Source organism: Amycolatopsis circi (genome assembly GCF_003385235.1).
Classification (GTDB): domain Bacteria; phylum Actinomycetota; class Actinomycetes; order Mycobacteriales; family Pseudonocardiaceae; genus Amycolatopsis; species Amycolatopsis circi.
The window spans coordinates 1-21,972 of the sequence record NZ_PQIA01000011.1 but is presented as its reverse complement, the minus strand read 5'-3'; the positions used below and the strand labels follow the sequence as shown (position 1 = coordinate 21,972).

The window sequence follows — 21,972 nt, the reverse complement described above, 5'->3', positions numbered from 1 at the left end:
AGAAAGTAATTCGTTCTATCGAACTAAATAGTCCGCTAGACTCCCTGGCATGTCAAGCGAGCGCGAGGATCTGGTCGCTGAGTTGCTGCATCGTTCTCGGGTGATGTCGACCGAGACGGTCATGTTCCACACCGCGCTCGCCGAGCAGAACGGGCTTTCGACGGTCGAAAGCAAGGTCACCGAATACCTCGCCCGCCTCGGCCCGCTCACGCCGAAGGAACTGGCCGGGTACGCCGGGCTCGCGCCCGCGTCCGTCACCGCGCTGGTCGACCGGCTCGAGCGCAAGGGCGTCGTCAACCGGATGCCGCATCCGGACGACCGGCGGAAAGTCCTCGTCCGCGTCGACCCGGCGAACGTCGAGCGCATCGCGCCGCTGTGGGACCACATGGTCGCGGCGATGAAGTCGATGGCGGCCGGCTACTCCGACGAGCAACTCCAAACGGTGATCGGCTTCCTCGAACAGGCAGCGGCTATCACCCACGAGTCAACCGTGCGTCTCACTCATCGCTCAGCGGAGTGAGGTAATCCCACTGCCGGGTAAAGAATCGCCGCGGCGTCACCGGATGGTGGAAAACTTGCGCGCATGGTTTCGGCCGGGAAACGTCTGCTCTTAGTCCTTGGCCTGATGGCCACCCTGCTGCCCCCGGCCGCGCACGCCGCGACGGCGGCACCTGCCCGGCCGACGCAGGATCTGCAGGTCACGGCGGTCGCCGCACCGCATCGGGTACACGCTGGCGACCAGGTGACGTTCACGGTGAGCGTGACGAACCCGGCTTCCGGCCCAGTGTCCGATGTGGACGCCGTGGACGAGCAGAACCCGCAGTGCGGCAAGAAGATCGGGACCCTCGCTCCGGGGGCCAGCACGCGCTATCAATGCACGTTCGCCGCGCCCGAAAAGGGCTTCGTCTCGACGGTCAAGGTGACTGGCGTTGGCTCCGGCGGGGAACAGTTCTCGGCTTCGGCGGGCAGCAACGTCGATGTCCTCCGTCCGGCCGTGACGTTGAGTCAGCAGGTCGACAAACCGGCTTATCGTGCTGGCGATCAGGCGACCTTCACGCTCAAGACCATCAATACCGGCGACGTTCCGCTGCGTGACGTGACCATCGGCGACCCAGCGGTCCCCTCGTGCGCTCGCGCCGTCGGGTCTCTCGCGCCGGGGCAATCGGTGGTGGGCACTTGCGCGGCGACGGTTCCGCTGCCGGACGGAGCCAGCGCGACCGTGAAGGGGATCGACCCGCTCGGCAAGGTCGTCACCTCGTCTGCGGACGCGAAAGTCCCCCTCATCACGCCTGCACTGTCCGTCTCGAAGGCGGCCGTCCCGCCTGTGGTGCACGGCGGGGACCAGGTCACCTGGAATGTCACCGTGCGCAATACCGGCGACAGTCCCCTCAATCCGGTCGACGTCACTGACGACACGAATCCGGCGTGCTCGCGGTCCTTCGGCGTACTCACGCCTGGGACTCAGCAGACCTACTCCTGCACCGCGAAACCCGCGCAGACCACGACAAACAGCATCACCGCCACGGGTACGGACGGAACCGGCCGACCGGTCACGGCCAAGTCCTCGGCGACGGTCACAGTGATCCACCCGGCCCTGACGGTCACCGCGGCGGCCTCCCCCGCGCAGGTGCGTGAAGGGGACCGCGTCGCCTTCACGGTCACGGTGCGCAACCCTGGCGACGTGCCGCTCGACGCCGTCGCGGTAGCTGACGACAGCGTGCCCGGTTGTGTCCGCGAATTCGGCACCCTGGCCCCCAACGCGGTCGAGACGTACAAGTGCGAACAGTTAGCCCGGGCGGACGACGTGACCAATACCGTTGTCGCGACTGGCAAAGATCAGCTCGGAACAACACAGCGCGCAACCGCGGAGGCGCGGGTCGACGTGGTTCACCCGGCGCTGGAAGCCAGCGCTGCCGCCGCGCCTTCGCAGGTGCGCGAGGGGGACCGTGTCACGTTCACGGTCACGGTAAGCAACACGGGTGACGCCGAGCTGCATGACGTCGCAGTGGCAGACGACCGTGTCGCGGAATGCGCTCGGGCCATCGGAACCATTGCTGCGCAAGGTAAACAGACCTTCACCTGCACCACGGTCGCCGGAACGCAGGGCTTCGCGAACGACCTGACCGTAACCGGTGCCGACCCGACCGGACGTCCAGTAACCGCGAAGGCGAGCGCGGCATTCACCGTTCAGCACCCAGCGGTGACCATGACCGCGACAGTCCAAGGCGGGCCGTTCCGCGAGAACGACGCCGTTGCAGTGCACGTGATCGTGGCGAACACCGGCGACGTGCCGCTCACCGGACTGGCCGTCACGTCGATGGCCCGCGCCGAAGGCTGTACGCAGCAACACGACACACTCGCCCCCGGAGCCAACTGGACGCTCGACTGCGCCACGACCGCGCCGGGCGCCGACGTGACCGAAGCACTGCAGGTCACCGCGAAACCGCCGGTCGGTGCACCGGTGACAGCGGCGACTGAAGCGGCAATCGACGTGATCCATCCGCTCATCACGCTCGCGCAAAGTGCGGCACCGATCGTCGTGCACCCAGGCGAGCCCGCGACGTTCGCTCTGACCGTGACCAATGCTGGCGACACCGAACTCCACGACACCCAGGTCGCCGACGCCTCCGTCCCAGAATGTGCGAAGCGGCTGGGAACCCTTGCCCCACAGGCAAAACAGACCTACACCTGCACTCATCCCACAACCGACGACCTCATCAGCGACGCGACCGTCACCGGCACCGATCCGTCCAGCCGTCCGGTCAACGCAAACGCGAGCGCGCACGTCGACGTCATCCACCCTGCCGTCCAGATCACTCAGACCGTCGCGCCGACGCAGGTGCGCGAGGGTGACCAAGTCACCTTCACCGTCACCGTGCGCAACAGCGGAGACGTCCCGCTGACCAAGGTGTCCATTGTGGACCAAAACACGCCGGACTGCGCCCGCGACTTCCCCGCCCTGGCGGCAGGAGAAGAACAGCACTACACCTGCACCGCCAAAGCCGGACCGGACGGCTACTCGAACACCACTAAGGTGACCGCCGCAGACCCGCTCGGCGGCACGGTAACCGCCACGGCGGACGCTGCGTTCACCGTCGTGCACCCAGGTTTGGCGCTGACGAAGACCGTCCACGGCGGTCCCTTCCGCGCAGGCGATCCGGTCACCTTCACCATCACGGTCACCAATACCGGCGACGCCCCGCTGACCGCCGTCAAGGTCACCGACCAAGGCCCGTGCGCGAAGGCTCTCGACACCCTCGCGCCGAAGGCGAACAAGACCTACGACTGCACCATCCCCGCCCCGGCCGACGACACGGTCAGCACCGCGCACGCGACCGGCACTCCGCCGGTCGGCCCGCCGCTCACCGCGTCCGCCGACGCGCACATCGACGTCATCCACCCCGCGCTCACTGTGATGACCTCGTCGAACCCGACCGTCGCACGGGCTGGCGACGCCCTCACCGTGACGGTCGCCGTCACCAACACCGGCGACGTCCCGCTCACCGCGGTGACCAGCAACGATCCCGGCTGCCCGACGAAGTTCGACCGCCTCGAACCCGGTGCCGCGCAGAGCTACCAGTGCACGGTGAAGGCCAAACCGGACGACTTCACCATCCTCGCGACCCTGACCGGAACCGACCCGACGAACCGCCCGGTCACCGCGTCCGGCTCGGCGAAGATCGACGTAATCCACCCGGAACTCGCGATCATGAAGGACGCCCAGCCCTACGAGGTGCGCCAGGGCGACAAGGTCACCTTCTCGCTGCTGGTCCGCAACGTCGGCGACGTCCCGCTGACCGCGGTGTCCGTTGTGGATGATCGCACCCCGGCTTGTGCGCACCAGATCCCGAGCCTGGCTCCGGACGCCCAAATCGAGTACCAGTGCACGATCACCGCGGGCGCGACCGGGTTCACGAACACCGCGAAGGTGACCGGCACCGACCCGACGCAGCGAACAGTGAGCGCCTCCGGCCAGGCGTCGTTCAAGGTGAAGAAGCCCGCGTTTACCGTCGCCAAGCACGCCGCCAGCAGCGCGTATCGAGCGGACGACTCGGTGCCGTTCGAGGTCGTGCTGACCAACACCGGCGACCAGCCGCTGCACGACGTCCGGGCGACTGACCCCGCCTGCGGCCGCACCTTCGCCGAGTTGCCGGTCGGCGGAACCCAGCGCTACCAGTGCGTGGCTCCGGCAACCGCCGCCCCGGCAACCGCGACCGCGGCCGCACCGTGGGGCCCGCCGGTCACCGCGACCGGGAAAGCGGACTTCGCGGTCATTCATCCGGCACTGGACCTGCGCCGCGACTACCTGCAGCAGCCGATCCGGCCGGGCGACCCGGTGACGTACGTGAGCACCCTCCGCAACACCGGCGACGCGCCCTTGCACGACGTGACCGTTCGCGACGCCGACCCGGCCTGCTCGTTCACCGTCACCCAGCTGGGCCCTGGCGAGCAGGTCACCCGCGCCTGCACGCTCTCGGCTCGCGCGGACGTGACCACGACGACCACCGCGACGGCAACGGACCAGACCGGCCGTCCGGTCGCCAAGGAGGCCACCACGACGACGAAGGTCAGTCCGTGACGAGGGAAAAAGAAAAGGCAGAAGAGAACTCATCTCCCTGCCGTATTTAACTTATAACGCACTGGGGGGCTTGCCGCAAGACCCGGGTGGTGCCGCACAATCTCCAGCCGAAGCCGGCACCAGCGGAAACACCGGTGCCGGCCGGCAGGCTGCCGCTCATTGGCGAACGAAAGCCGAGAACGACCACAGACGGGGGAAACGAACGAATGGGCAGCTACGTGCTCGGTCTCCAGGAGATCGACCAGGAGCAGGTCGCGATCGTCGGAGGCAAGGGCGCGCATCTGGGCGAACTCGCGCGGATCGACGGGGTCCGCGTGCCGCCCGGCTTTTGCGTGACGACGGAAGCGTTCGAGCGGATCGTGGAGAACGCGCCGGAACTGGCGAAGCCGCTGGAGCGGTTGGCGAATCTGAACGCGGACGACCGGGACGCGATCAGCGAGGGCAGCGCGGAGGTCCGGCAGGCGCTCGAAGCGATCGTCATCCCGGACGATCTGGCGGCGGAGATCACCGGCGCGCTCGTGGAAGGCCGCGCCTACGCGGTCCGGTCCAGCGCGACCGCGGAAGACCTCCCGGGGGCTTCCTTCGCTGGTCAGCAGGACACCTACCTGAACGTCATCGGCGCGGAGGCGGTCCTGCGGCACGTCAGCCGGTGCTGGGCGTCGCTGTTCACCGAACGCGCGGTGACCTACCGGCTGCGCAACGGCTTTGACCACCGGCAAGTCCACATGGCCGTGGTCGTGCAGCAGATGGTCTTCCCGGAGGCGGCCGGGGTGCTTTTCACCGCCGACCCGGTGACGTCCAACCGCAAGATCGCCACCGTGGAGGCCAGCTTCGGCCTGGGCGAGGCGCTGGTTTCCGGCCTCGTCAACGCCGACAGCTACCAGGTGCGCGACGGCGCGATCATCGACAAGGCGATCGCCGCCAAGCAGCGCGCCATCCTGGCCGTCGAGGGCGGCGGCACCGAAGAACAACTGATCGCCGCGGACCAGCAGGAACAAGCCGCGCTGACCGACGAGCAGGCTCTCCGCCTCGTGGAACTCGGTCGCACGATCGAGGCGCATTTCGGCCGTCCGCAGGACATCGAATGGTGCCTCGCCGACGACGAGTTCCAGATCGTCCAGAGCCGCCCCATCACGACGCTGTTCCCCATCCCGGAGTCCGCCGACAAGGGAAACCACGTCTACCTCTCCGTCGGCCACCAGCAGATGATGACCGACGCGATGAAGCCGCTCGGCCTGTCGGTCTGGCAGCTGACGACCCCGCGGCCGATGGCCGAGGCCGGCGGGCGGCTGTTCGCGGACGCCACCGCGCTGCTGTCCGTGCCCAAGAGCCGCACCAGTTTCCTTGAGGTGGTGGGGAAATCCGACCCGTTGATGGGAGACGCGCTGGAGACCGTCCTTTCCCGCGACGGCTTCCTCCCGCTGACCGAGGACGACGGCCCCGGCGAGCCGATCCCCGGTGCCGCACCGGCCACCATCGAGACCGATCCGGCCGTCGTCACCGAACTGATCCAGCACAGCGAGGCCTCCATCGCCACGCTGCAGCGCGAAATCGCGACGAAGTCCGGCAGCGAGTTGCTCGACTTCCTCTTCGAGGACATCAAGGAAATGCGCCGGATCCTCTTCGATCCGCGCAGCCACCAGGTGTTCACCGCGGCGATGCAGGCGTCCTGGTGGCTGAATAGCCACCTGGAGGACTGGCTCGGCGAGAAGAACGTCGCGGACACGCTCACCCAGTCCGTTCCGCACAACGTCACCGCGGAGATGGGCCTGGCCCTCCTCGACGTCGCCGACGTGCTCCGGACGCATCCCGAGGTGGTCGCCTTCCTGCAGGACGTCGAGGACAACGGCTTCCTCGACGAGTTGCCCAAGCTGGCCGGCGGCGAGGAATCGCGCGCGGCCATTGAGGGGTACCTCGACAGGTACGGCATGCGCTGCGTCGGCGAGATCGACATTACCCGGCCGCGGTGGAGCGAACAGCCGGTCGCGCTGGTGCCGATGTTGTTGTCTAACATCAAAAACTTCGAGCCGGGAGCCGGGCAGCGCCGCTTCGAGCAAGGGCGGCAGGAGGCGTTGGACAAGGCGCAAGAAGTGCTGGAATGCTTGCGCGCCTTGGAGGACGGCGAGGCGAAGGCCGAGGAAACTGAGCGGATGATCGAGCGGGTCCGGACGTTCACCGGATACCGCGAGTACCCGAAGTACGGCATGATCAGCCGCTACTTCGTGTACAAGCAAGCTTTGCTGGGCGAGGCGGAACGGCTGGTGCGGGCCGGGGTGCTCGATGAGCCGGAGGACCTCTTTTTCTTGCGGCTGCAGGAATTCCAGGAGGTCGTGAAGACGAACGAGGTCGACCGCGAGCTGATCCAGCAGCGCAAGGAAGCGTTCCGGAACTACGAATCGCTGACGCCGCCCCGCGTGCTCACGTCGGACGGCGAGGCGGTCTCCGGAAGCTACCGACGCGACGACCTGCCCGAAGGCGCGCTGGTCGGGCTGCCCGTGTCCGCCGGGACCATCGAGGGACGCGCCCGCGTCATCCTGGATCTCGCTGACGCCGACCTCGAACCGGGCGACATCCTCGTCACGGCGTACACGGACCCGAGCTGGTCACCGCTGTTCGTCGCGATCACCGGTTTGGTGACCGAGGTCGGCGGCCTGATGACACACGGCGCGGTGATCGCGCGGGAATACGGCCTGCCCGCGGTCGTCGGGGTGCAGAACGCGACGCGGCTGCTCAAGGACGGGCAGCGGATCCGGGTCAATGGCACTGACGGGTACATCGAGGTTCTCGACGCTGGGTAGTGGGTCTCCGGCCGCTGCGCCATTTGGAGGTAACCATCGTAATCAGTTCGTGATAGTTTCCGCGGCTGTGTCCTCCATTAGTGTGCGCGTCCGGGTCGTGAGTGTGACTCTCAGTGTTCTCTTCGGGGGGCTTGGGGCAGCTGGCGGAACCTTCGCGCTGCGCTCCGGGCACCTCGGCACACTGAGCGTCGCAGTCCCGGAAACGCGCAACGAGGGGCTGTCGGCGGGTGCGTTGCGGCCCTTCGCGGTGTCGCCGGCGTCTTCCACGTCGGCGACACCGAGTTCCAGCGCTCCCGCGACTACGACGACACCCTCGACGTCAGCCAAGCCAGCGCCGCCCCCGCCGCCCACCGAAGAGTCCAAAGAGGACACTCCGACGAGCAGCAGCGCGAAGCCGTCGCCGAAGCCGCGCAGCGATACGACGCTGGTGGGCCAGGTCCTCGCGCTGGTCAACGACGAGCGGGGCAAGGCGGGTTGCGACCCGGTGACCGAGGAATCGCATCTCGACAAGGCGGCGCAGGGACACAGTGACGACATGTCCAGCCGTGACTACTTTTCCCACGACACCCCGGAAGGCGACAGCTTCGCTGACCGCATCACCGCCGCGGGATACTCCAAGCCGGGCGCGGAGAACATCGCGAAGGGCGCGACCAGCGCGGACCAGGTGATGCAGATGTGGATGAACTCCAGCGGGCACCGCAAGAACATCCTCAACTGCTCGCTGACGAAACTCGGCGTCGGCGTCGCGACGGACGGCTGGTACTGGACGCAGGACTTCGGCTACTGACTCGGCCGCGGCGGAAGGCCGTACCGGGCCAGCACCGTCGCGCGCAGCTTCTCGTCCGTCCGCGGAACCGGCTCGATGAACACTTCGGCGACGTCCGGGAACCGCTCGCTCAGTTCGTCGGCCAGTCGCACGCAGGCGTGTTCCAAGTCGGCGGCACCGAGCGCGTCGTCGAAGTCCACGCGGGCGCACACCAGGACGTGGTCGGTGCCCATCAGCATGGTCTGCAAATCCACCAGCGCGTCGATCTCCGGTGCGGCACCGAGGTGGTTCCGGATGCCGCGGACCAGGCGCGGATCCGCCTGCCGGCCGACCAGCAGTCCCCGGTTAGTACTGCCGAGCAGGTATGCGACGCACGCCAGCAGCAAGCCGATGAGGATCGACGCGATGCCGTCCCACACGTCCGAACCGGTCAGCTGGTGCAGCCCGATCCCGGCGAACGCGAGCAGCAAGCCGATCAGCGCCGCCGAATCCTCGAAGAGCACCGTCTTCGGAGCCGGGTCGTCGATCATCCGCAGGTAGGCGAAGAACGGCCGCTGCTCGGCCTTCGCGTCGCGGCGAACCTGACGGACCGCCTGCGTCCACGACACCGATTCGAGCGCGAACGCGATCGCCAGCACGACGTAGCCGACGATCGGTTTCGTCTGCTCCGCGCCTTCCCCGAAAACGGTGCTAAATCCTTCGTATAGTGCGAAAACCGCACCGGAGGCGAAGATCGACACCGCGGCCAGCAGCGACCAGAAGTACCGCTCCTTGCCGTATCCGAACGGATGGCGGCGATCCGCCGGCCGCTCCGACCGTTTGAGCGCGGTGAGCAGCAGCACCTCGGTGATGGTGTCGGCGACCGAATGCGCCGCCTCGGACAGCATCGCGCCCGATCCGGTGATGATGCCCGCGACGAGCTTCAGCACCGCGATCGCCAGGTTCACCCCGCCGGCCAGTACCACGGTGAGGGTGCTTTCGCCGCCGCCTTCCGATTCGTCGCTCACTCCAGGAAGACTAACGGCAGTGCGGGGTACGCCGCCTGCTGCAAGCGGCCACGACGAGCACGAATGCGCCCGCGACCAATACCGACTGTTCGACCGTCGCGGCGAGGCCCGCGTCCACCGCGGTCAATAGTCCGACCCAGCCGTACGTCGCGGTGGCGCCCGCGGCCAGCGAAATGGCTGGAGGACGCACGCGGATCGCGTACCCGACCACCGCCGCTTCCAACGCCAGCATGACGGCAACAGTCGGCCACGGAGGCAGGTTCGCCTTCATGACGAGCTGGAACACAGTGCTTGCGATCAAGCCGACCGCGAAGCCGATCCAGCCGTTGCCGCGTACCGGCTTCGGGGTGGCCGTCAACCGCAGGGCGGCGAACACGAGTCCGGCGGCCACGAGGAACACGCCGATCAGCTGTGCCGGAGCCGCGAGGAAATGCCCCAATTGGTAACTCACGAAGAACGTTGCCGCACAGCCGACGAGTAAGACACAGCCCCACACCCAGAGCCCAGGCCGACGCAGCCATGGCGTACGGCCGAAGAAGGCTTCCGCGATCGCGATGGGCGTCGCGATGCTCCACACGACGTGCAGCGTCACCACATACACCGTCCACTGTCCGCCGATGCCCAGCCATGGAATGTATGCGGGCTTAAGCAGATCGAGGCCGAGATAGTGCGGGTTGAAGAGGGTCTGGGTCAGCAGTCCTTCTTCTGCGACGCCGTACGCGACCGACAGCGCGAGGATGGTCGGCCAGCCGCGATTCATCCGCCGCGCGACCTCGCGAATCAGCACCGCTCCGGCGTCGTACAGCGTCACGAACATCGCGAACATGGCCAGCTGCCGACCGGCTTCCGGCGGGCCAGCCAAGTACTGGTCGCCGAGCAGGAACTCGGCGAAGAGCGGAGAAAGCCCGGCCAGGGTGGCGACCGCTGTCTTTCGAAAGGTCATGCCGGGACAGTCGCAGCGCGCGCGTTTGCGGACCCGGGTCGAACATCATGATCTGGCACTGACAAATGTCCCGGTGACAGAACGGCCCCTGGCATCCTCGGATACCAGGGGCCGTCGTCAGCGAGAGAACCTCAGTCGTCGCCCTCGGGCAACGGCGTTCCGGTCGGCTTCTCGTCGGTCGGGACGTCCGGCTTGGCCGACAGCTCCGCGTCCGATTCGTCGAGCGACGGCGCGCCCGAGGCGACCAGCGCCGGTTCCGGCTTGCGCTTCACCGAGGTGAGCAGCAGCTGCGCCACGTCCACGACCTCGACCTTCTCGCTCGCGAGCCCGTCGCTCTGGCGCGAGGTGACGCCGTCGGTGAGCATCACGCGGCAGAACGGGCAGCCGGTGGCGATCTTCGACGGGGCGGTGCCGAGCGCCTCGTCCACGCGGTCGACGTTGATCCGCTTGCCGATCTTCTCTTCCATCCACATCCGCGCGCCGCCCGCGCCGCAGCACATCGACCGGTCGCCGTGCCGCGGCATTTCGCGCAGCTTCGCGCCGGACGCGCCGACCAGCTCGCGCGGGGCGTCGTAGACCTTGTTGTGCCGGCCCAGGTAGCAGGGGTCGTGGTAGGTGACGTCCTCGGCGACCGGCGCGACCGGCGTCAGGTGCTTCTCCCGCACCAGGCGGTTCAGCAACTGCGTGTGGTGCACGACGTCGAACTGGCCGCCCAGCTCCGGGTACTCGTTGGCGAGGGTGTTGAAGCAGTGCGCACAGGTGACGACGACCTTGCGCGCCTTGCGTTCCCGGCCCTCGAACACCGAGTTCAGCACCTCGACGTTCTGCTGCGCGAGCATCTGGAACAGGAACTCGTTGCCCGCGCGGCGAGCCGGGTCACCGGTGCAGGACTCCTCCGAGCCGAGCACGGTGTACTTGACGCCCGCGATGTGCAGCAACTCGGCGACGGCGCGGGTGGTCTTCTTCGCGCGGTCCTCGAACGCACCGGCGCAGCCGACCCAGAACAGGTACTCCGCGTCGCCCAGGTCGCCGTCGAACACCGGAACCTCGAAGTCGAGGTCCTCCGTCCACTGCAGCCGGTCCTTGGCGTTCTGGCCCCACGGGTTGCCCTTGTTCTCCAGGTTCTTGAACATGCCGTTCAGCTCCGTGGGGAACGACGACTCGATCATCACCTGGTAGCGGCGCATGTCGACGATGTGGTCGACGTGCTCGATGTCGACCGGGCACTGCTCGACGCACGCACCACAGGAGGTGCAGGACCACAGGACGTCCGGGTCGATGACGCCGCCGTCGTCGCCGACGAGCGCCTTCTGCGACTCAGCGATCGCGAGGACGTCGATGCCCGCGTACATGTTGTCGCCGGACAGGCCGACCTCGTCACCTGCCATGTCGCGCTTGCCGCCCGCGAGCAGGTACGGAGCCTTCGCGTAGGCGTGGTCGCGAAGCTGCGTGATGAGCAGCTTCGGCGACAGCGGCTTGCCGGTGTTCCACGCCGGGCACTGCGACTGGCAACGGCCGCATTCGGTGCAGGTGGAGAAGTCCAGCCAGCCCTTCCAGCTGAAGTCCTCGATGGCGCCGACGCCAAAGGTGTCCTCGTCCGGATCGGCCTCTTCGAGGTCGAGCACCTTGCCCTTGCTCATCATCGGCTTGACCGCGCCGAGTGCGACGCCGCCGTCGGCCTCGCGCTTGAAGTAGATGTTGAAGAACGCGCTGAACCGGTGCCAGGCGATGCCCATCGTCATCGTGCGGGCCACGACGATCAGCCAGACCGTAGCGCTCATCAGCTTGATGAAGGCGAACACCGAAACCAGCGCCGCGCTCGAAGGCAGCAGCTCGCTGAGCGGGTTCGACACGAACGCGGCCCAGGTCGGCGTCTCGTGGACGTGCATCGCGGCCTTGCCGGCGCGCACGCCGATGATGCCGATGCCCTCGACGATCACCACGGCCTCGACGAAGTAGGCCCACTTGAAGTTCGAGCCCGCGAAACGCGACAGCCGGTCGGCCCGGCGCGGGTGGTTCAGCTGCCGGATGATCGCGAGCGCGACGCCGCCGACGACCGTGCCGACGCCGAGCAGCTCCATCAGGAGGCTCCACAGCGACCAGTCCTCGAGGATCGGCCAGCCCCAGGTCGGGACGAACACCTCGCCGTAGGCCTCGAACAGCGCGAGCGACCCGATCAGGAAGCCCCACATGACCAGCCAGTGCCACGGGGCTACCTGGCGGAACTTCGCCATGCGGGTGTGCGCCGCGAACTCCTTGACCAGGGTGATCATCCGCGCCACGAACGGGCCGTTGCGCGTCGCGTCCGGCTGGCCGAGCTTGATCACCCGCACGAAGCGGGCAATGGTCGCGATGAACATTCCCCAGGCGATGATGCCCAGGAGGACGGAGATCCCCCCGAGCGTCAGCTGTACAGCGCCCATCGTCGGGTGCCTTTCGTCCGGTGTGGTGGTGCCGCCGCGCGAGCGCGCCGGTGCCGAGCAGGGTAACGCTTCTTACTGATGGGTAACCGGTCCGACGGTCCCAAGTCCCACCGATGTGGTGCACGCCTCTCTAGCAAGTGGGACGATCGTTCAGGTACCTTGTTTTGCTATGGGTGCTTACTTGTACCTCGCTTTGGCCATCGCCGCAGAAGTGACCGCTACGGTTTCGCTCAAACTCTCCGAGGGCTTTTCCAAGCTGACGCCGTCGATCTTCGTGGTCGTCGGATACGGGCTGGCGTTCTTCGCGCTGTCGCGGGTGCTGAAGCTCGGGCTGCCGATCGGGGTGGTCTACGCGGTGTGGGCCGCGGCCGGGGTCGCGCTGGTCGCGTTGGTCGGCGTGCTGTTCCTGAAGGAGCCGATCAACCTGGCGATTATCTCTGGGCTGGTCCTGGTGATCGGCGGGGTGGTGCTCATCGAGGTCGGGAGCCAGTCGTGAAAATCCAGACCGACGGCCGCAAGGTCCGCGGCGAGAAGCGGCGGACGGAGATCATCGAAGCGACCCTGCGAGTGATCGAACGCGACGGCGTCGCCGGGGTCACGCACCGCACGGTCGCCTTGGAAGCCGGTGTGCCGACGACGTCCACGACCTACCACTTCTCCTCGCTGGACGACCTGCTCGTGGCGACGCTCATCTCGTGCGCGCGCGACATGGCGACCGAGGTGTACTGGATGATCGACCGCGCCCGCTCCCGTGGCAGCCGTGGTGCCGAGGAAGTGGCTGGCCTGCTCGCGGAGGCGCTCGGGCCGCGCCGTGGTCGGACGATGGCGGAGTACGAGCTGTACCTGCTGGCCGCACGCAAACCTGAGCTGCGCCCGGCCGCGCGACGCTGGCTGGATGTCCTGACGTCGATGGTCCGGCACGACGACGAGGTCGCGTTCCGGGTGTTCCTCGCGGGTATCGACGGGCTGCTGATCCAGGGGCTGATCGACGACGAGCCACCGTCCGCGGAGGAGCTTCGGCCGGTGGTGGACTACCTGCTCAAACCCGCCTGAATTCGGTGGAGTTCCCGGGACGCGGTCGGCTAGCTTGCCGGGCATGAGGGTCGTGGGTGAATACGAGGTCGACGACCGGCGGGAGCGGCTCGACCTCGACGTGCTGTGGGAATTCCTTTCCACCGAGGCCTATTGGGGCCGATGGCGGACGCGAGAACAGGTGGAAGCGGCGATCGCCGGATCGTGGCGGGTCGTCGGGGCCTACTCGCGCGCGGACGGACGGCAGGTCGGCTTCGCGCGAGCCTTCTCCGACGGCGTGACCTCGGCATATCTCGGCGACGTGTTCGTGGTCGAGTCCGCGCGCGGAAGCGGGCTGGGCAAGGAACTCGTACGCGAGATGATCGACCACGGGCCGGGCGCGCAGTTCAGGTGGATGCTGCACACGGCGGACGCGCACGGGTTGTACCGGCAGTTCGGGTTCGAGGAGCACACGAAGGGCCGGTTCCTCGAACGCGAGGGGGTCAACCGGGAGTCTCTCCGGTAGGTCCATTGTGGACCGTGAGGAGCACGGGTGCGAAGTCCGAGGCGCGGTTGCGGGAGGCGAACCCCGCCGCAACCGCGACCCCCGGCGCCTCCGCCAAACCCTCAGCCCTTGTTCTCGTAAACCGGCACCAACATCGCCCGCCCCAACGTGTGTCCGAACATGTTGAACCCCAGGAACGCGGGCGTAGCGTCCTCCGGAACCTCCAGCGTCTCCACGTCCAGCGCGTGCACCACGAAGAAGTACCGGTGCGGCCCGTGTCCGGGAGGCGGCGCGGCCCCCAGGTACTGCCGAACCCCGCCGTCACCCTTGAGCGTGACCGCCGAAGAGGGCAGTCCCGACCCCGCGGAGTCCCCCGCGCCGGCTGGCAGCGAAGTCACCGAGGCCGGAATGTTGAACACCGCCCAGTGCCAGAAACCGCTGGCAGTCGGGGCGTCCGGGTCGTACACCGTCACCGCGAAGCTGCGGGTGCCTTCCGGGAAGCCTTCCCACGACAGCTGCGGCGACCGGTCCTCCCCACCAGCGCCGAAGATGCCCGACAGGTGCGGCTGGGCCAGGCTTTCGTCGTTGGCGATGTCCGTGCTGTGCAGGATGAACGAGGGAACCGACGGCAGGTAGTCGTACGGATTGGGCGGCTGGGGCATGGGTTCCTCCTGATCAACGGGGCTCTCCGGCCGCCAGGTTAGGACCCTGGCCCTCCCCTCGCCGCCTCAGGTGTGCCTGCCCTGGTCGAGGGTGCGGGTTTGCTGTCCGTGAGGGGAACCTTCAGGGACTCTGAGTCCCTGAAGGTTCCCCTCACGGCCCTGACGGCACGCATGGCGCCTCAGGGATGTTTCGGGGGGTTTACCGGATGTCCCCGGGGGTCCGCACCTTCTAACGTCTCTCGAGACAGCCGAGAGTGGTACTGAGGGGAACAGACATGGCACGCCCGCTTCTGGCACTGGCCGGCATCGCGGTGATCGGCGTTGGGGTGGCGATCGGATTCGGCGGGTGGGGGGTCGGGTCCACGGTTTCGCGGGACGCGACGCTGACGCAGGAGATCCGCGGGGTGAAGCTGGAGAACGGCTCCGGCGACGTGCGCATCCGCACCGCGCCCGGCGCGGCCCGGGTCCACCAGACCCTGCGCTACCACTTCAGCGGCCAGCCCGGCGACGCTTACCGCGTCGAGGGCGACCAGCTCGTCATCCTCGACTGCGGCCGCAACTGCACCGCCGACCTGGAGCTGGTCGTCCCGGCGGGCATTCCGGTCACGGGCACCTCCGACTCCGGCACGCTGGACTTCGCGGGCGTCGGCAGCGTCGACGTCACCGCCGATTCCGGGCGGGCGCAGATGCAGGACGTTCCCGGGCTGGTCAAACTCAAGCTGGACAGCGGCGCGGCCGAACTGCACAACGTCGGCGAGGTGCAGGTGCACAGCCAGTCCGGCCGGATCGAGGGCGACGGACTGCGCGGGCCGGTCGACGTTTCCGCGGGCAGCGGGCGGATCGAACTCGCGCTCACCCAGCCCAACGCCGTCAAGGCGCAGGCCGACTCCGGCCGGATCGCGCTGACCGTGCCGCGGGGCGGGTCCTACCAGGTCACCGGCAACAGCGAGAGCGGTCACCGCAGCATCGACATCCAGCAGAATTCCGGCCCGGACACGAAGACGCTCGAGCTGAACACGGACAGCGGCAGCGTCACCGTCAAGGCCGTCTGACCTGATCTGAGCCGTCTGAAGGGGAGAACAGACACATCATGCGCAAACTCGAAACGCGGCTGCTGGCCGCGGTGCTGGCGGGCGCGGTGGGGGCGTTCGCGATCACCGCGGCGCTCGGCCACTCGCCTGAACCGCAGGCCACGACGCCGGTCGCGGTGGTGGAGGTGCCGGTGCAGCAGGGGGTGGTCCGGAACGCGGAGGCGGTCGTGCTTCGCACCGTGGCCGAGGACCGGGCTGCGCAGGTGCGCCGGGCATGAACCTGGCCGCAGCCGTGCTGACCATGCTTCCGCTGGTCAGCGCACCGACTCCGGCGTTGACCTGGACACCGTGCGGGACCGAGCAGGAACCGACCGCGCAGTGCAGCCAGATCGAGGTGCCGATCGACCGCGCCCATCCGGAGACTGGCATCGCGCACCTCCCGCTCACCCGGCTGCCCGCCGCCGACCCGAAGCACCGGGTCGGTTCGCTGCTGGTCAATCCGGGCGGGCCGGGCGGATCCGGAGTCGGCTTCGTGCGCTTCGGCGGACTCGACACCAAAGTCATCGGCTCGGCGCGGAAACCGTTGCGGGACCGCTTCGACATCATCGGCTTCGACCCGCGCGGCGTGTGGTTCAGCGATCCGAAGATCAGCTGTGCCCAGTCAAAACTGTACGACCCGAAGATCGGCCTCTTCCCGGCCACGAACCAGCAGTACGCCGCCTTCGTCGCGCACAACCGCGCGGCGGGCGAAGACTGTCTCGCCAAGACCGGCCCGATGCTCGGGCACGTCGACACGCAAAGCGCCGCCGAGGACATCGACGCGATCCGCAATGCGCTTGGCGAGCAGAAGATCTCCTGGCTCGGCGTCTCGTACGGCACCGAACTGGGCGCGGTGTACGCGTCGAAGCATCCGGACCGGGTGCGCACCATGGTGCTCGACGGCGCGGTCGACCACGCCCGTCCGACGCGGCAGGCGATGATCGAGGAAGCCGCCGCGACCGAGGACGCCTTGCTGCGGTTCGCCGCGTGGTGCGACCGCTCGACCGACTGCGCGCTGCACGGCAAGAACGCGCTCGCCCGCTACGACGACCTCGTCACCCATGGCGCGTACGCGAAAGCGTTGGGCCGCAAGGCAACCGGCGAGGAATTGGCCTCCGGCGCGTACGGCCACCTCTATCTCCTGGCCGAATGGCCGACCCTGAGCCGTGCGCTGGCGGACCCGGACGCGAGCACGCTCGCGACGAGTTCGCAGTTCGCGAGCGACACCTACGGCGCGTACCGCTCGATCGGCTGCCAGGACCTCCCGTCGCCGTTCACCGGCCCGGCGGACCTGCGCGCGGCGGCCAGGACGATCCGCGCGGTCGCCCCGCACAGCTGGCGCTACACCGAGTACTGGGACCTCTCCGCGGGCTGCACCGGATGGCCGCTTCCGGCGCTGAACCCGCCGCAGCCGCATCCGGTGCACGGAGCCCCGCCGATCCTCGTCGTGGGCGGCGCGCACGACCCGGCGACGCCGTTGCCGTGGGCCCACGGGCTCGCCGCGAGCATCGACCGATCGGTGCTGCTCACCTACCTCGGCGACGGCCACACCGGACTGCTCAACTCGAAGTGCGTGCAGCTCGCCGAGGCCAGGTATCTGGTGAGTGGCGTCACACCGCCGCGGGGCGAATTCTGCGGGTGAACCCGGAACAACCGAGGGCAGTTGCCCGTTATCCTGGTATCAAGGTTGAGTGCAGTCGGCTCAAGTCTGTCGGACCAGGCCGAGCGCGAGACCGGGAGAACCTGCTAGGAAGGTACTCAAGAGTGCCTCGAAACCGCAGGTCACGAACATAGCATCAGTACTGGACAGAACACGAGAGGAAGCACCATGGCGCGAGCGGTCGGCATCGACCTCGGCACGACCAACTCGGTCGTCGCCGTCCTTGAGGGCGGCGAGCCGACGGTCATCGCCAACTCGGAAGGCTCCCGTACCACCCCGTCCATCGTCGCCTTCGCCAAGAACGGCGAAGTGCTGACGGGCCAGCCGGCGAAGAACCAGGCCGTCACGAACGTCGACCGCACGATCCGGTCCGTGAAGCGGCACATCGGCACCGACTGGAAGACCGAGATCGACGGCAAGGGCTACACGCCGCAGGAGATCAGCGCCCGCGTGCTGATGAAGCTCAAGCGCGACGCCGAGGCGTACCTGGGCGAGGAGATCACCGACGCGGTGATCACCGTCCCGGCGTACTTCGAGGACGCGCAGCGGCAGGCCACCAAGGAGGCCGGCCAGATCGCCGGCCTGAACGTGCTCCGGATCGTGAACGAGCCGACCGCGGCCGCGCTGGCCTACGGCCTGGACAAGGGCGAGAAGGAACAGACCATCCTGGTCTTCGACCTCGGCGGCGGCACGTTTGACGTCTCGCTGCTGGAGATCGGCGAGGGCGTCGTGGAGGTGCGCGCCACCTCCGGTGACAACCACCTCGGCGGCGACGACTGGGACGAGCGCATCGTCACCTGGCTGGTCGACAAGTTCAAGGCCGCCAACGGCATTGACCTGACCAAGGACAAGATGGCGCTGCAGCGCATCCGCGAGGCGGCCGAGAAGGCGAAGATCGAGCTGTCCAGCTCCAACTCCGCCAGCATCAACCTGCCCTACATCACGGTGGACGGCGACAAGAACCCGCTGTTCCTCGACGAGACGCTGTCGCGCGCCGAGTTCCAGAAGATCACCTCGGACCTGCTGGAGCGCACCCGCAAGCCGTTCAACAACGTCATCCGGGACGCCGGTGTCGCCGTCGGAGACATCGACCACGTCGTGCTCGTCGGCGGTTCCACCCGGATGCCCGCGGTGTCCGACCTGGTCAAGGAGCTGACCGGCGGCCGCGAGCCGAACAAGGGCGTGAACCCGGACGAGGTCGTCGCCGTGGGCGCCGCGCTGCAGGCCGGCGTGCTCAAGGGCGAGGTCAAGGACGTCCTGCTGCTCGACGTGACCCCGCTGTCGCTGGGCATCGAGACCAAGGGCGGCGTCTTCACCAAGCTGATCGAGCGCAACACCACGATCCCGACCAAGCGGTCCGAGATCTTCTCGACGGCCGACGACAACCAGCCGTCGGTGCAGATCCAGGTGTTCCAGGGCGAGCGCGAGATCGCCGCGGCGAACAAGAAGCTCGGCATGTTCGAGCTGACCGGTCTTCCGCCCGCCCCGCGCGGCGTGCCACAGATCGAGGTCACCTTCGACATCGACGCCAACGGCATCGTGCACGTCCTCGCGAAGGACCTCGGCACGAACAAGGAACAGTCGATGACGATCACCGGCGGCTCCGCGCTGCCGAAGGACGACATCGAGCGCATGGTCAAGGACGCCGAGGCGCACGCCGAAGAGGACAAGAAGCGCCGCGACGAGGCCGAGACCCGCAACCAGGCCGAGACGCTGGTCTACCAGACCGAGAAGTTCGTCAAGGACAACGAGGACAAGCTGCCCGAGGACCTCAAGGGCAAGGTGAAGTCCGCGATCGACGAGGCGAACGAGGCGCTCAAGGGCACCGACTCGGCCAAGATCCGCGAGTCCATCGAGAAGCTGAACACCGCTTCGCAGGAACTGGGCAGCGCGCTGTACGCGAACGCCGGCGCCGAAGGCGCCCCGGGCGCTGAGGGCGCGGCCGGTGCCGCGGGTGCGGCAGGCGACGCGCCGAAGTCGAAGGCGGACGACGTGGTCGACGCCGAGATCGTGGAAGAGGACGAGAAGAAGTGACCCCCCGCCACTCCGAGACCGAGGGTCCTGGCCCCGAGGAACCGGTAGTCGTGCGGGATCGGCGACGGGTGGACCCGCAGACCGGCGAGGTCCGCCCGCCCGCCGCGGAGGAGACTCCGGCCGGTGAGGAGCCCGTGCAGCACGCGGGCCCCTCGCTGGGCGATTCCGTGGACGAAGCCGTTCCGGCCGCCTCTGACATCGAAAAGCAACTGTCCGAGCGCACTGCCGACCTGCAGCGTTTGCAGGCGGAGTACGCGAACTACCGCAAGCGAGTCGACCGCGATCGCGAAGCCGTCGCGCAAAGCGCGAAGGCGTCCGTGGTCGGCGATCTGCTGCCGCTGCTGGACGACCTCCAGCGCGCGGAGCAGCACGGCGACCTCACCGGAGCGTTCAAGGCGATGGCCGACAAGTTGGTCAGCAGCCTGCAGCGGGCCGGACTGGAGTCGTTCGGCGCCGAGGGCGAGGAGTTCGACCCGAGCGTCCACGAGGCCGTGCAGCACAGCACGTCCCCGGACGTGAAGGGCCCGACGGTCACCCTGGTCATGCGCCGCGGGTTCCGCTTCGGCGAGCGGGTGCTGCGGGCGGCGCTGGTCGGCGTGACCGACCACGAGCCGGGCGAGGCTCCGGCGCAGCAGCCGGTCGATCCGCCGGTCGGCGGCGAACTGCCGCTCGACGGTTCGGTCGATGAGTCCGGCCAGCAGTAACAATCGGTTTGCAGCGAAAGGAGGAGACACCCGATGAGTGCTCGGGAGTGGATCGGCAAGGACTTCTACAAAGAGCTGGGTGTCTCCTCCGACGCGACCGCGGACGAGATCAAGAAGGCTTATCGCAAGCTGGCCAAGGAAAACCACCCGGACGCCAACGCGGGCAACACCGCGGCCGAGAACAAGTTCAAGGCCGTGTCCGAGGCGTACGGCGTGCTGTCCGATCCGGCCAAGCGCAAGGAGTATGACGAGGCGCGCACGCTCTTCGGCTCCGGCGGCGCGGGCGGATTCGGCGGCTTCCCCGGCGGCGGCGGGGCCGGCGGGTTCGACATGAGCGACCTGTTCAACCAGGCCGGCGCGCAGAGTCAGCAGGGCGGTTTCGGCGGACTCGGCGACATCCTGGGCGGCATTTTCGGCCGCGGCCGGGGCGGTGCCGCTGGTGCCACGGCGAACCGGCCGCAGCGCGGCGCGGACGTCGAGACCGACGTGCGGATCGATTTCCTCGAGTCGGTCAAGGGCGCGACGCTGCCGTTGCGGCTGTCGAGCCCGGCCACTTGCAGCACCTGCGGCGGCAACGGCGCGAAGCCGGGCACCGCGCCGCGGATCTGCCCGACCTGCAGCGGATCCGGGCTGGTCAGCCGGAGCCAGGGCGCGTTCGCGTTCTCCGAGCCGTGCCAGGACTGCCGCGGCCGGGGCAAGATCATCGACGACCCGTGCCCGGAGTGCGGCGGCGAGGGCATCAGCACCCGCACCCGCACGCTCACCGTGCGCATCCCGCCGGGCGTGAAGGACGACCAGCGGATCCGGCTGGCCGGCCAGGGCGAACCCGGCCGCGGCGGCGCGCAGGCGGGCGACCTGTACGTGCGCGTGCACGTGGCCCCGCACAAGCTGTTCGGGCGCAAGGACCTCAACCTCACGCTCACCGTGCCGGTGGACTTCACCGAACTCGCGCTGGGCACCACCGTCACCGTTCCGACGCTCGAAGGCAAGGTGTCGCTGAAGGTGCCCGCGGGTACCGCGAGCGGCCGAGTGTTGCGAGTGCGCGGAAAGGGCATTCAGAAGCGGGACGGCGCGCAAGGCGACCTGCTGGTCACGCTGGAGGCGGCGGTCCCGGCGAAACTCGACGACAAGGCGCGGTCGGCACTCGAGACCTACGCCGAGGCGATGAAGGGCCACGACCCGCGCCCTGAGATCACCGAGTTGCTCGAAGGCAGGTGAGGTCGATGTTCGGCGGCAATCCGGGACTCCCGCACGGCGCGGACGAGGACACCCCGGTATTCGTGATTTCGGTGGCGGCCCAGCTTTCCGGGCTGCACGCGCAGACGCTGCGCTCCTACGACCGGCACGGCCTGGTCTCGCCAGGCCGCACCGCCGGCGGCGGGCGGCGTTATTCGATGCGCGACATCGCCCTGCTGCGCGAAGTCCAGCGCCTCTCGCAGGAGGACGGGGTCAACCTGTCCGGGATCAAGCGCATCATCGAACTGGAGAACCAGGTCGACGCGCTGCAGTCCCGGGTCCACGAGCTGACCGAAGAACTCGCCGCTGCCTACGTGGCTGCCGAACGAGCCGCTGCGGCGGTGCACGCTTCTTATCGCAAGGATTTGGTGCCGTTGCAGCAGAACACCGCGCTGGTGGTGTGGAAGCCCAAGCGCCGCTGAACGTGTCGTGAGTGGCGATCACGGTTCTAACCGTGATCGCCACTCACAAGACCCACCCCCCTCCCGCCGCCGCCGGAGGGGTTTTTGCTGCCCTGGCTGACCCCCGCCGCCCGCGCGCCTTCCGCACGGCGAGGACTGCGCGCGGGCGGCGG

At 68.2% G+C, this 21,972-nt stretch carries 18 protein-coding genes; 14 read left to right on the top strand and 4 right to left on the bottom strand.

Going from position 1 to position 21,972, the window contains the following annotated elements; genetic code table 11:
• The first annotated feature begins 49 nt into the window (after nucleotides 1–49).
• The 4 genes from D0D37_RS05430 (at nucleotide 50) to D0D37_RS05415 (ending at nucleotide 8,164) form a co-directional block, all read left to right on the top strand.
• Entirely contained in the window at nucleotides 50–520 is a 471-nt protein-coding gene (locus tag D0D37_RS05430; RefSeq protein ID WP_116199415.1) for a MarR family winged helix-turn-helix transcriptional regulator, read from the top strand.
• Between the two features lie 63 nt (nucleotides 521–583).
• Nucleotides 584–4,579 carry a DUF7507 domain-containing protein gene (locus D0D37_RS05425; RefSeq protein ID WP_116199414.1) on the top strand — a complete coding sequence of 1,332 codons (3,996 nt, stop codon included), beginning with the start codon at nucleotides 584–586 and terminating at the stop codon, nucleotides 4,577–4,579.
• Between the two features lie 206 nt (nucleotides 4,580–4,785).
• The gene (rph, locus tag D0D37_RS05420; protein ID WP_116199413.1) at nucleotides 4,786–7,377 is read left to right on the top strand and encodes a rifamycin-inactivating phosphotransferase; all 2,592 of its coding nucleotides are present in this window, start codon (nucleotides 4,786–4,788) and stop codon (nucleotides 7,375–7,377) included.
• A gap of 97 nt (nucleotides 7,378–7,474) precedes the next feature.
• Nucleotides 7,475–8,164, top strand: coding sequence for a CAP domain-containing protein (locus tag D0D37_RS05415; protein ID WP_425266900.1), 690 nt, complete (start codon nucleotides 7,475–7,477; stop codon nucleotides 8,162–8,164).
• Here D0D37_RS05415 and D0D37_RS05410 read toward each other — a convergent pair.
• The 3 genes from D0D37_RS05410 to D0D37_RS05400 all read right to left on the bottom strand — a co-directional run bounded on the left by D0D37_RS05410 (nucleotide 8,158) and on the right by D0D37_RS05400 (nucleotide 12,516).
• The gene (locus tag D0D37_RS05410; protein WP_116199411.1) at nucleotides 8,158–9,150 is read right to left on the bottom strand and encodes a cation diffusion facilitator family transporter; all 993 of its coding nucleotides are present in this window, start codon (nucleotides 9,148–9,150) and stop codon (nucleotides 8,158–8,160) included. The genes D0D37_RS05415 and D0D37_RS05410 overlap by 7 nt on opposite strands.
• A 10-nt stretch (nucleotides 9,151–9,160) precedes the next feature.
• Entirely contained in the window at nucleotides 9,161–10,093 is a 933-nt protein-coding gene (locus D0D37_RS05405) for a hypothetical protein (RefSeq protein WP_116199410.1), read from the bottom strand.
• Nucleotides 10,094–10,224: 131 nt separating this feature from the next.
• The gene (locus D0D37_RS05400; protein ID WP_116199409.1) at nucleotides 10,225–12,516 is read right to left on the bottom strand and encodes a (Fe-S)-binding protein; all 2,292 of its coding nucleotides are present in this window, start codon (nucleotides 12,514–12,516) and stop codon (nucleotides 10,225–10,227) included.
• 169 nt (nucleotides 12,517–12,685) lie between these two features.
• On the opposite strand from D0D37_RS05400, the gene D0D37_RS05395 reads away from it, so the two are divergent.
• From D0D37_RS05395 to D0D37_RS05385, 3 genes are read left to right on the top strand one after another with little or no spacing between them, the layout of a single operon-like run.
• On the top strand, nucleotides 12,686–13,012 hold the full coding sequence (locus D0D37_RS05395) for a DMT family transporter (protein WP_116199408.1): 327 nt from the start codon (nucleotides 12,686–12,688) through the stop codon (nucleotides 13,010–13,012).
• The gene (locus D0D37_RS05390) at nucleotides 13,009–13,569 is read left to right on the top strand and encodes a TetR/AcrR family transcriptional regulator (protein WP_116199407.1); all 561 of its coding nucleotides are present in this window, start codon (nucleotides 13,009–13,011) and stop codon (nucleotides 13,567–13,569) included. Before D0D37_RS05395 ends, D0D37_RS05390 begins: the two co-directional genes overlap by 4 nt.
• Nucleotides 13,570–13,612: 43 nt before the next feature.
• Nucleotides 13,613–14,053, top strand: a complete 441-nt coding sequence (locus D0D37_RS05385) for a GNAT family N-acetyltransferase (protein WP_116199406.1) — start codon at nucleotides 13,613–13,615, stop codon at nucleotides 14,051–14,053.
• A 101-nt stretch (nucleotides 14,054–14,154) separates the two neighbouring features.
• On the opposite strand, the gene D0D37_RS05380 is transcribed toward D0D37_RS05385, so the two are convergent.
• Nucleotides 14,155–14,694 (bottom strand): YbhB/YbcL family Raf kinase inhibitor-like protein, encoded by a 540-nt coding sequence (locus D0D37_RS05380; protein ID WP_116199405.1) that lies wholly within the window; start codon nucleotides 14,692–14,694, stop codon nucleotides 14,155–14,157.
• A gap of 275 nt (nucleotides 14,695–14,969) precedes the next feature.
• Here D0D37_RS05380 and D0D37_RS05375 point away from each other — a divergent pair, with 275 nt between their 5' ends.
• From D0D37_RS05375 to D0D37_RS05345, 7 genes are all read left to right on the top strand, one after another.
• Nucleotides 14,970–15,746, top strand: coding sequence for a DUF4097 family beta strand repeat-containing protein (locus tag D0D37_RS05375; protein ID WP_116199404.1), 777 nt, complete (start codon nucleotides 14,970–14,972; stop codon nucleotides 15,744–15,746).
• A gap of 38 nt (nucleotides 15,747–15,784) precedes the next feature.
• A complete protein-coding gene (locus D0D37_RS05370; protein ID WP_116199403.1) occupies nucleotides 15,785–16,003 on the top strand; it encodes a hypothetical protein in 219 nt (72 codons plus the stop codon).
• The gene (locus D0D37_RS05365; protein WP_116199402.1) at nucleotides 16,000–17,406 is read left to right on the top strand and encodes an alpha/beta hydrolase; all 1,407 of its coding nucleotides are present in this window, start codon (nucleotides 16,000–16,002) and stop codon (nucleotides 17,404–17,406) included. The genes D0D37_RS05370 and D0D37_RS05365 overlap by 4 nt, the downstream gene beginning before the upstream one ends.
• Before the next feature lie 186 nt (nucleotides 17,407–17,592).
• Nucleotides 17,593–19,458 carry a molecular chaperone DnaK gene (gene dnaK, locus D0D37_RS05360; RefSeq protein ID WP_116199401.1) on the top strand — a complete coding sequence of 622 codons (1,866 nt, stop codon included), beginning with the start codon at nucleotides 17,593–17,595 and terminating at the stop codon, nucleotides 19,456–19,458.
• On the top strand, nucleotides 19,455–20,162 hold the full coding sequence (gene grpE / locus D0D37_RS05355) for a nucleotide exchange factor GrpE (protein ID WP_116199400.1): 708 nt from the start codon (nucleotides 19,455–19,457) through the stop codon (nucleotides 20,160–20,162). Before dnaK ends, grpE begins: the two co-directional genes overlap by 4 nt.
• 33 nt (nucleotides 20,163–20,195) lie before the next feature.
• The gene (gene dnaJ, locus D0D37_RS05350; protein ID WP_116199399.1) at nucleotides 20,196–21,380 is read left to right on the top strand and encodes a molecular chaperone DnaJ; all 1,185 of its coding nucleotides are present in this window, start codon (nucleotides 20,196–20,198) and stop codon (nucleotides 21,378–21,380) included.
• Nucleotides 21,381–21,385: 5 nt separating this feature from the next.
• Nucleotides 21,386–21,820: a heat shock protein transcriptional repressor HspR gene (locus D0D37_RS05345; RefSeq protein ID WP_116199398.1), complete on the top strand. Its 435-nt coding sequence runs from the start codon at nucleotides 21,386–21,388 to the stop codon at nucleotides 21,818–21,820.
• Nucleotides 21,821–21,972 lie beyond the last annotated feature (152 nt).

Bases quoted from the DNA above. Each gene is read 5' to 3' on its own strand.
- dnaK (WP_116199401.1), top strand. From the start codon at position 17,593: ATGGCGCGAGCGGTCGGCATCGACCTCGGCACGACCAACTCGGTCGTC.
- D0D37_RS05375 (WP_116199404.1), top strand. From the start codon at position 14,970: ATGGCACGCCCGCTTCTGGCACTGGCCGGCATCGCGGTGATCGGCGTT.
- D0D37_RS05400 (WP_116199409.1), bottom strand. From the start codon at position 12,516: ATGGGCGCTGTACAGCTGACGCTCGGGGGGATCTCCGTCCTCCTGGGC.
- D0D37_RS05380 (WP_116199405.1), bottom strand. From the start codon at position 14,694: ATGCCCCAGCCGCCCAATCCGTACGACTACCTGCCGTCGGTTCCCTCG.
- rph (WP_116199413.1), top strand. From the start codon at position 4,786: ATGGGCAGCTACGTGCTCGGTCTCCAGGAGATCGACCAGGAGCAGGTC.
- D0D37_RS05370 (WP_116199403.1), top strand. From the start codon at position 15,785: ATGCGCAAACTCGAAACGCGGCTGCTGGCCGCGGTGCTGGCGGGCGCG.
- D0D37_RS05365 (WP_116199402.1), top strand. From the start codon at position 16,000: ATGAACCTGGCCGCAGCCGTGCTGACCATGCTTCCGCTGGTCAGCGCA.
- D0D37_RS05395 (WP_116199408.1), top strand. From the start codon at position 12,686: ATGGGTGCTTACTTGTACCTCGCTTTGGCCATCGCCGCAGAAGTGACC.
- D0D37_RS05385 (WP_116199406.1), top strand. From the start codon at position 13,613: ATGAGGGTCGTGGGTGAATACGAGGTCGACGACCGGCGGGAGCGGCTC.
- dnaJ (WP_116199399.1), top strand. From the start codon at position 20,196: ATGAGTGCTCGGGAGTGGATCGGCAAGGACTTCTACAAAGAGCTGGGT.
- D0D37_RS05345 (WP_116199398.1), top strand. From the start codon at position 21,386: ATGTTCGGCGGCAATCCGGGACTCCCGCACGGCGCGGACGAGGACACC.
- D0D37_RS05430 (WP_116199415.1), top strand. From the start codon at position 50: ATGTCAAGCGAGCGCGAGGATCTGGTCGCTGAGTTGCTGCATCGTTCT.
- D0D37_RS05405 (WP_116199410.1), bottom strand. From the start codon at position 10,093: ATGACCTTTCGAAAGACAGCGGTCGCCACCCTGGCCGGGCTTTCTCCG.
- D0D37_RS05425 (WP_116199414.1), top strand. From the start codon at position 584: ATGGTTTCGGCCGGGAAACGTCTGCTCTTAGTCCTTGGCCTGATGGCC.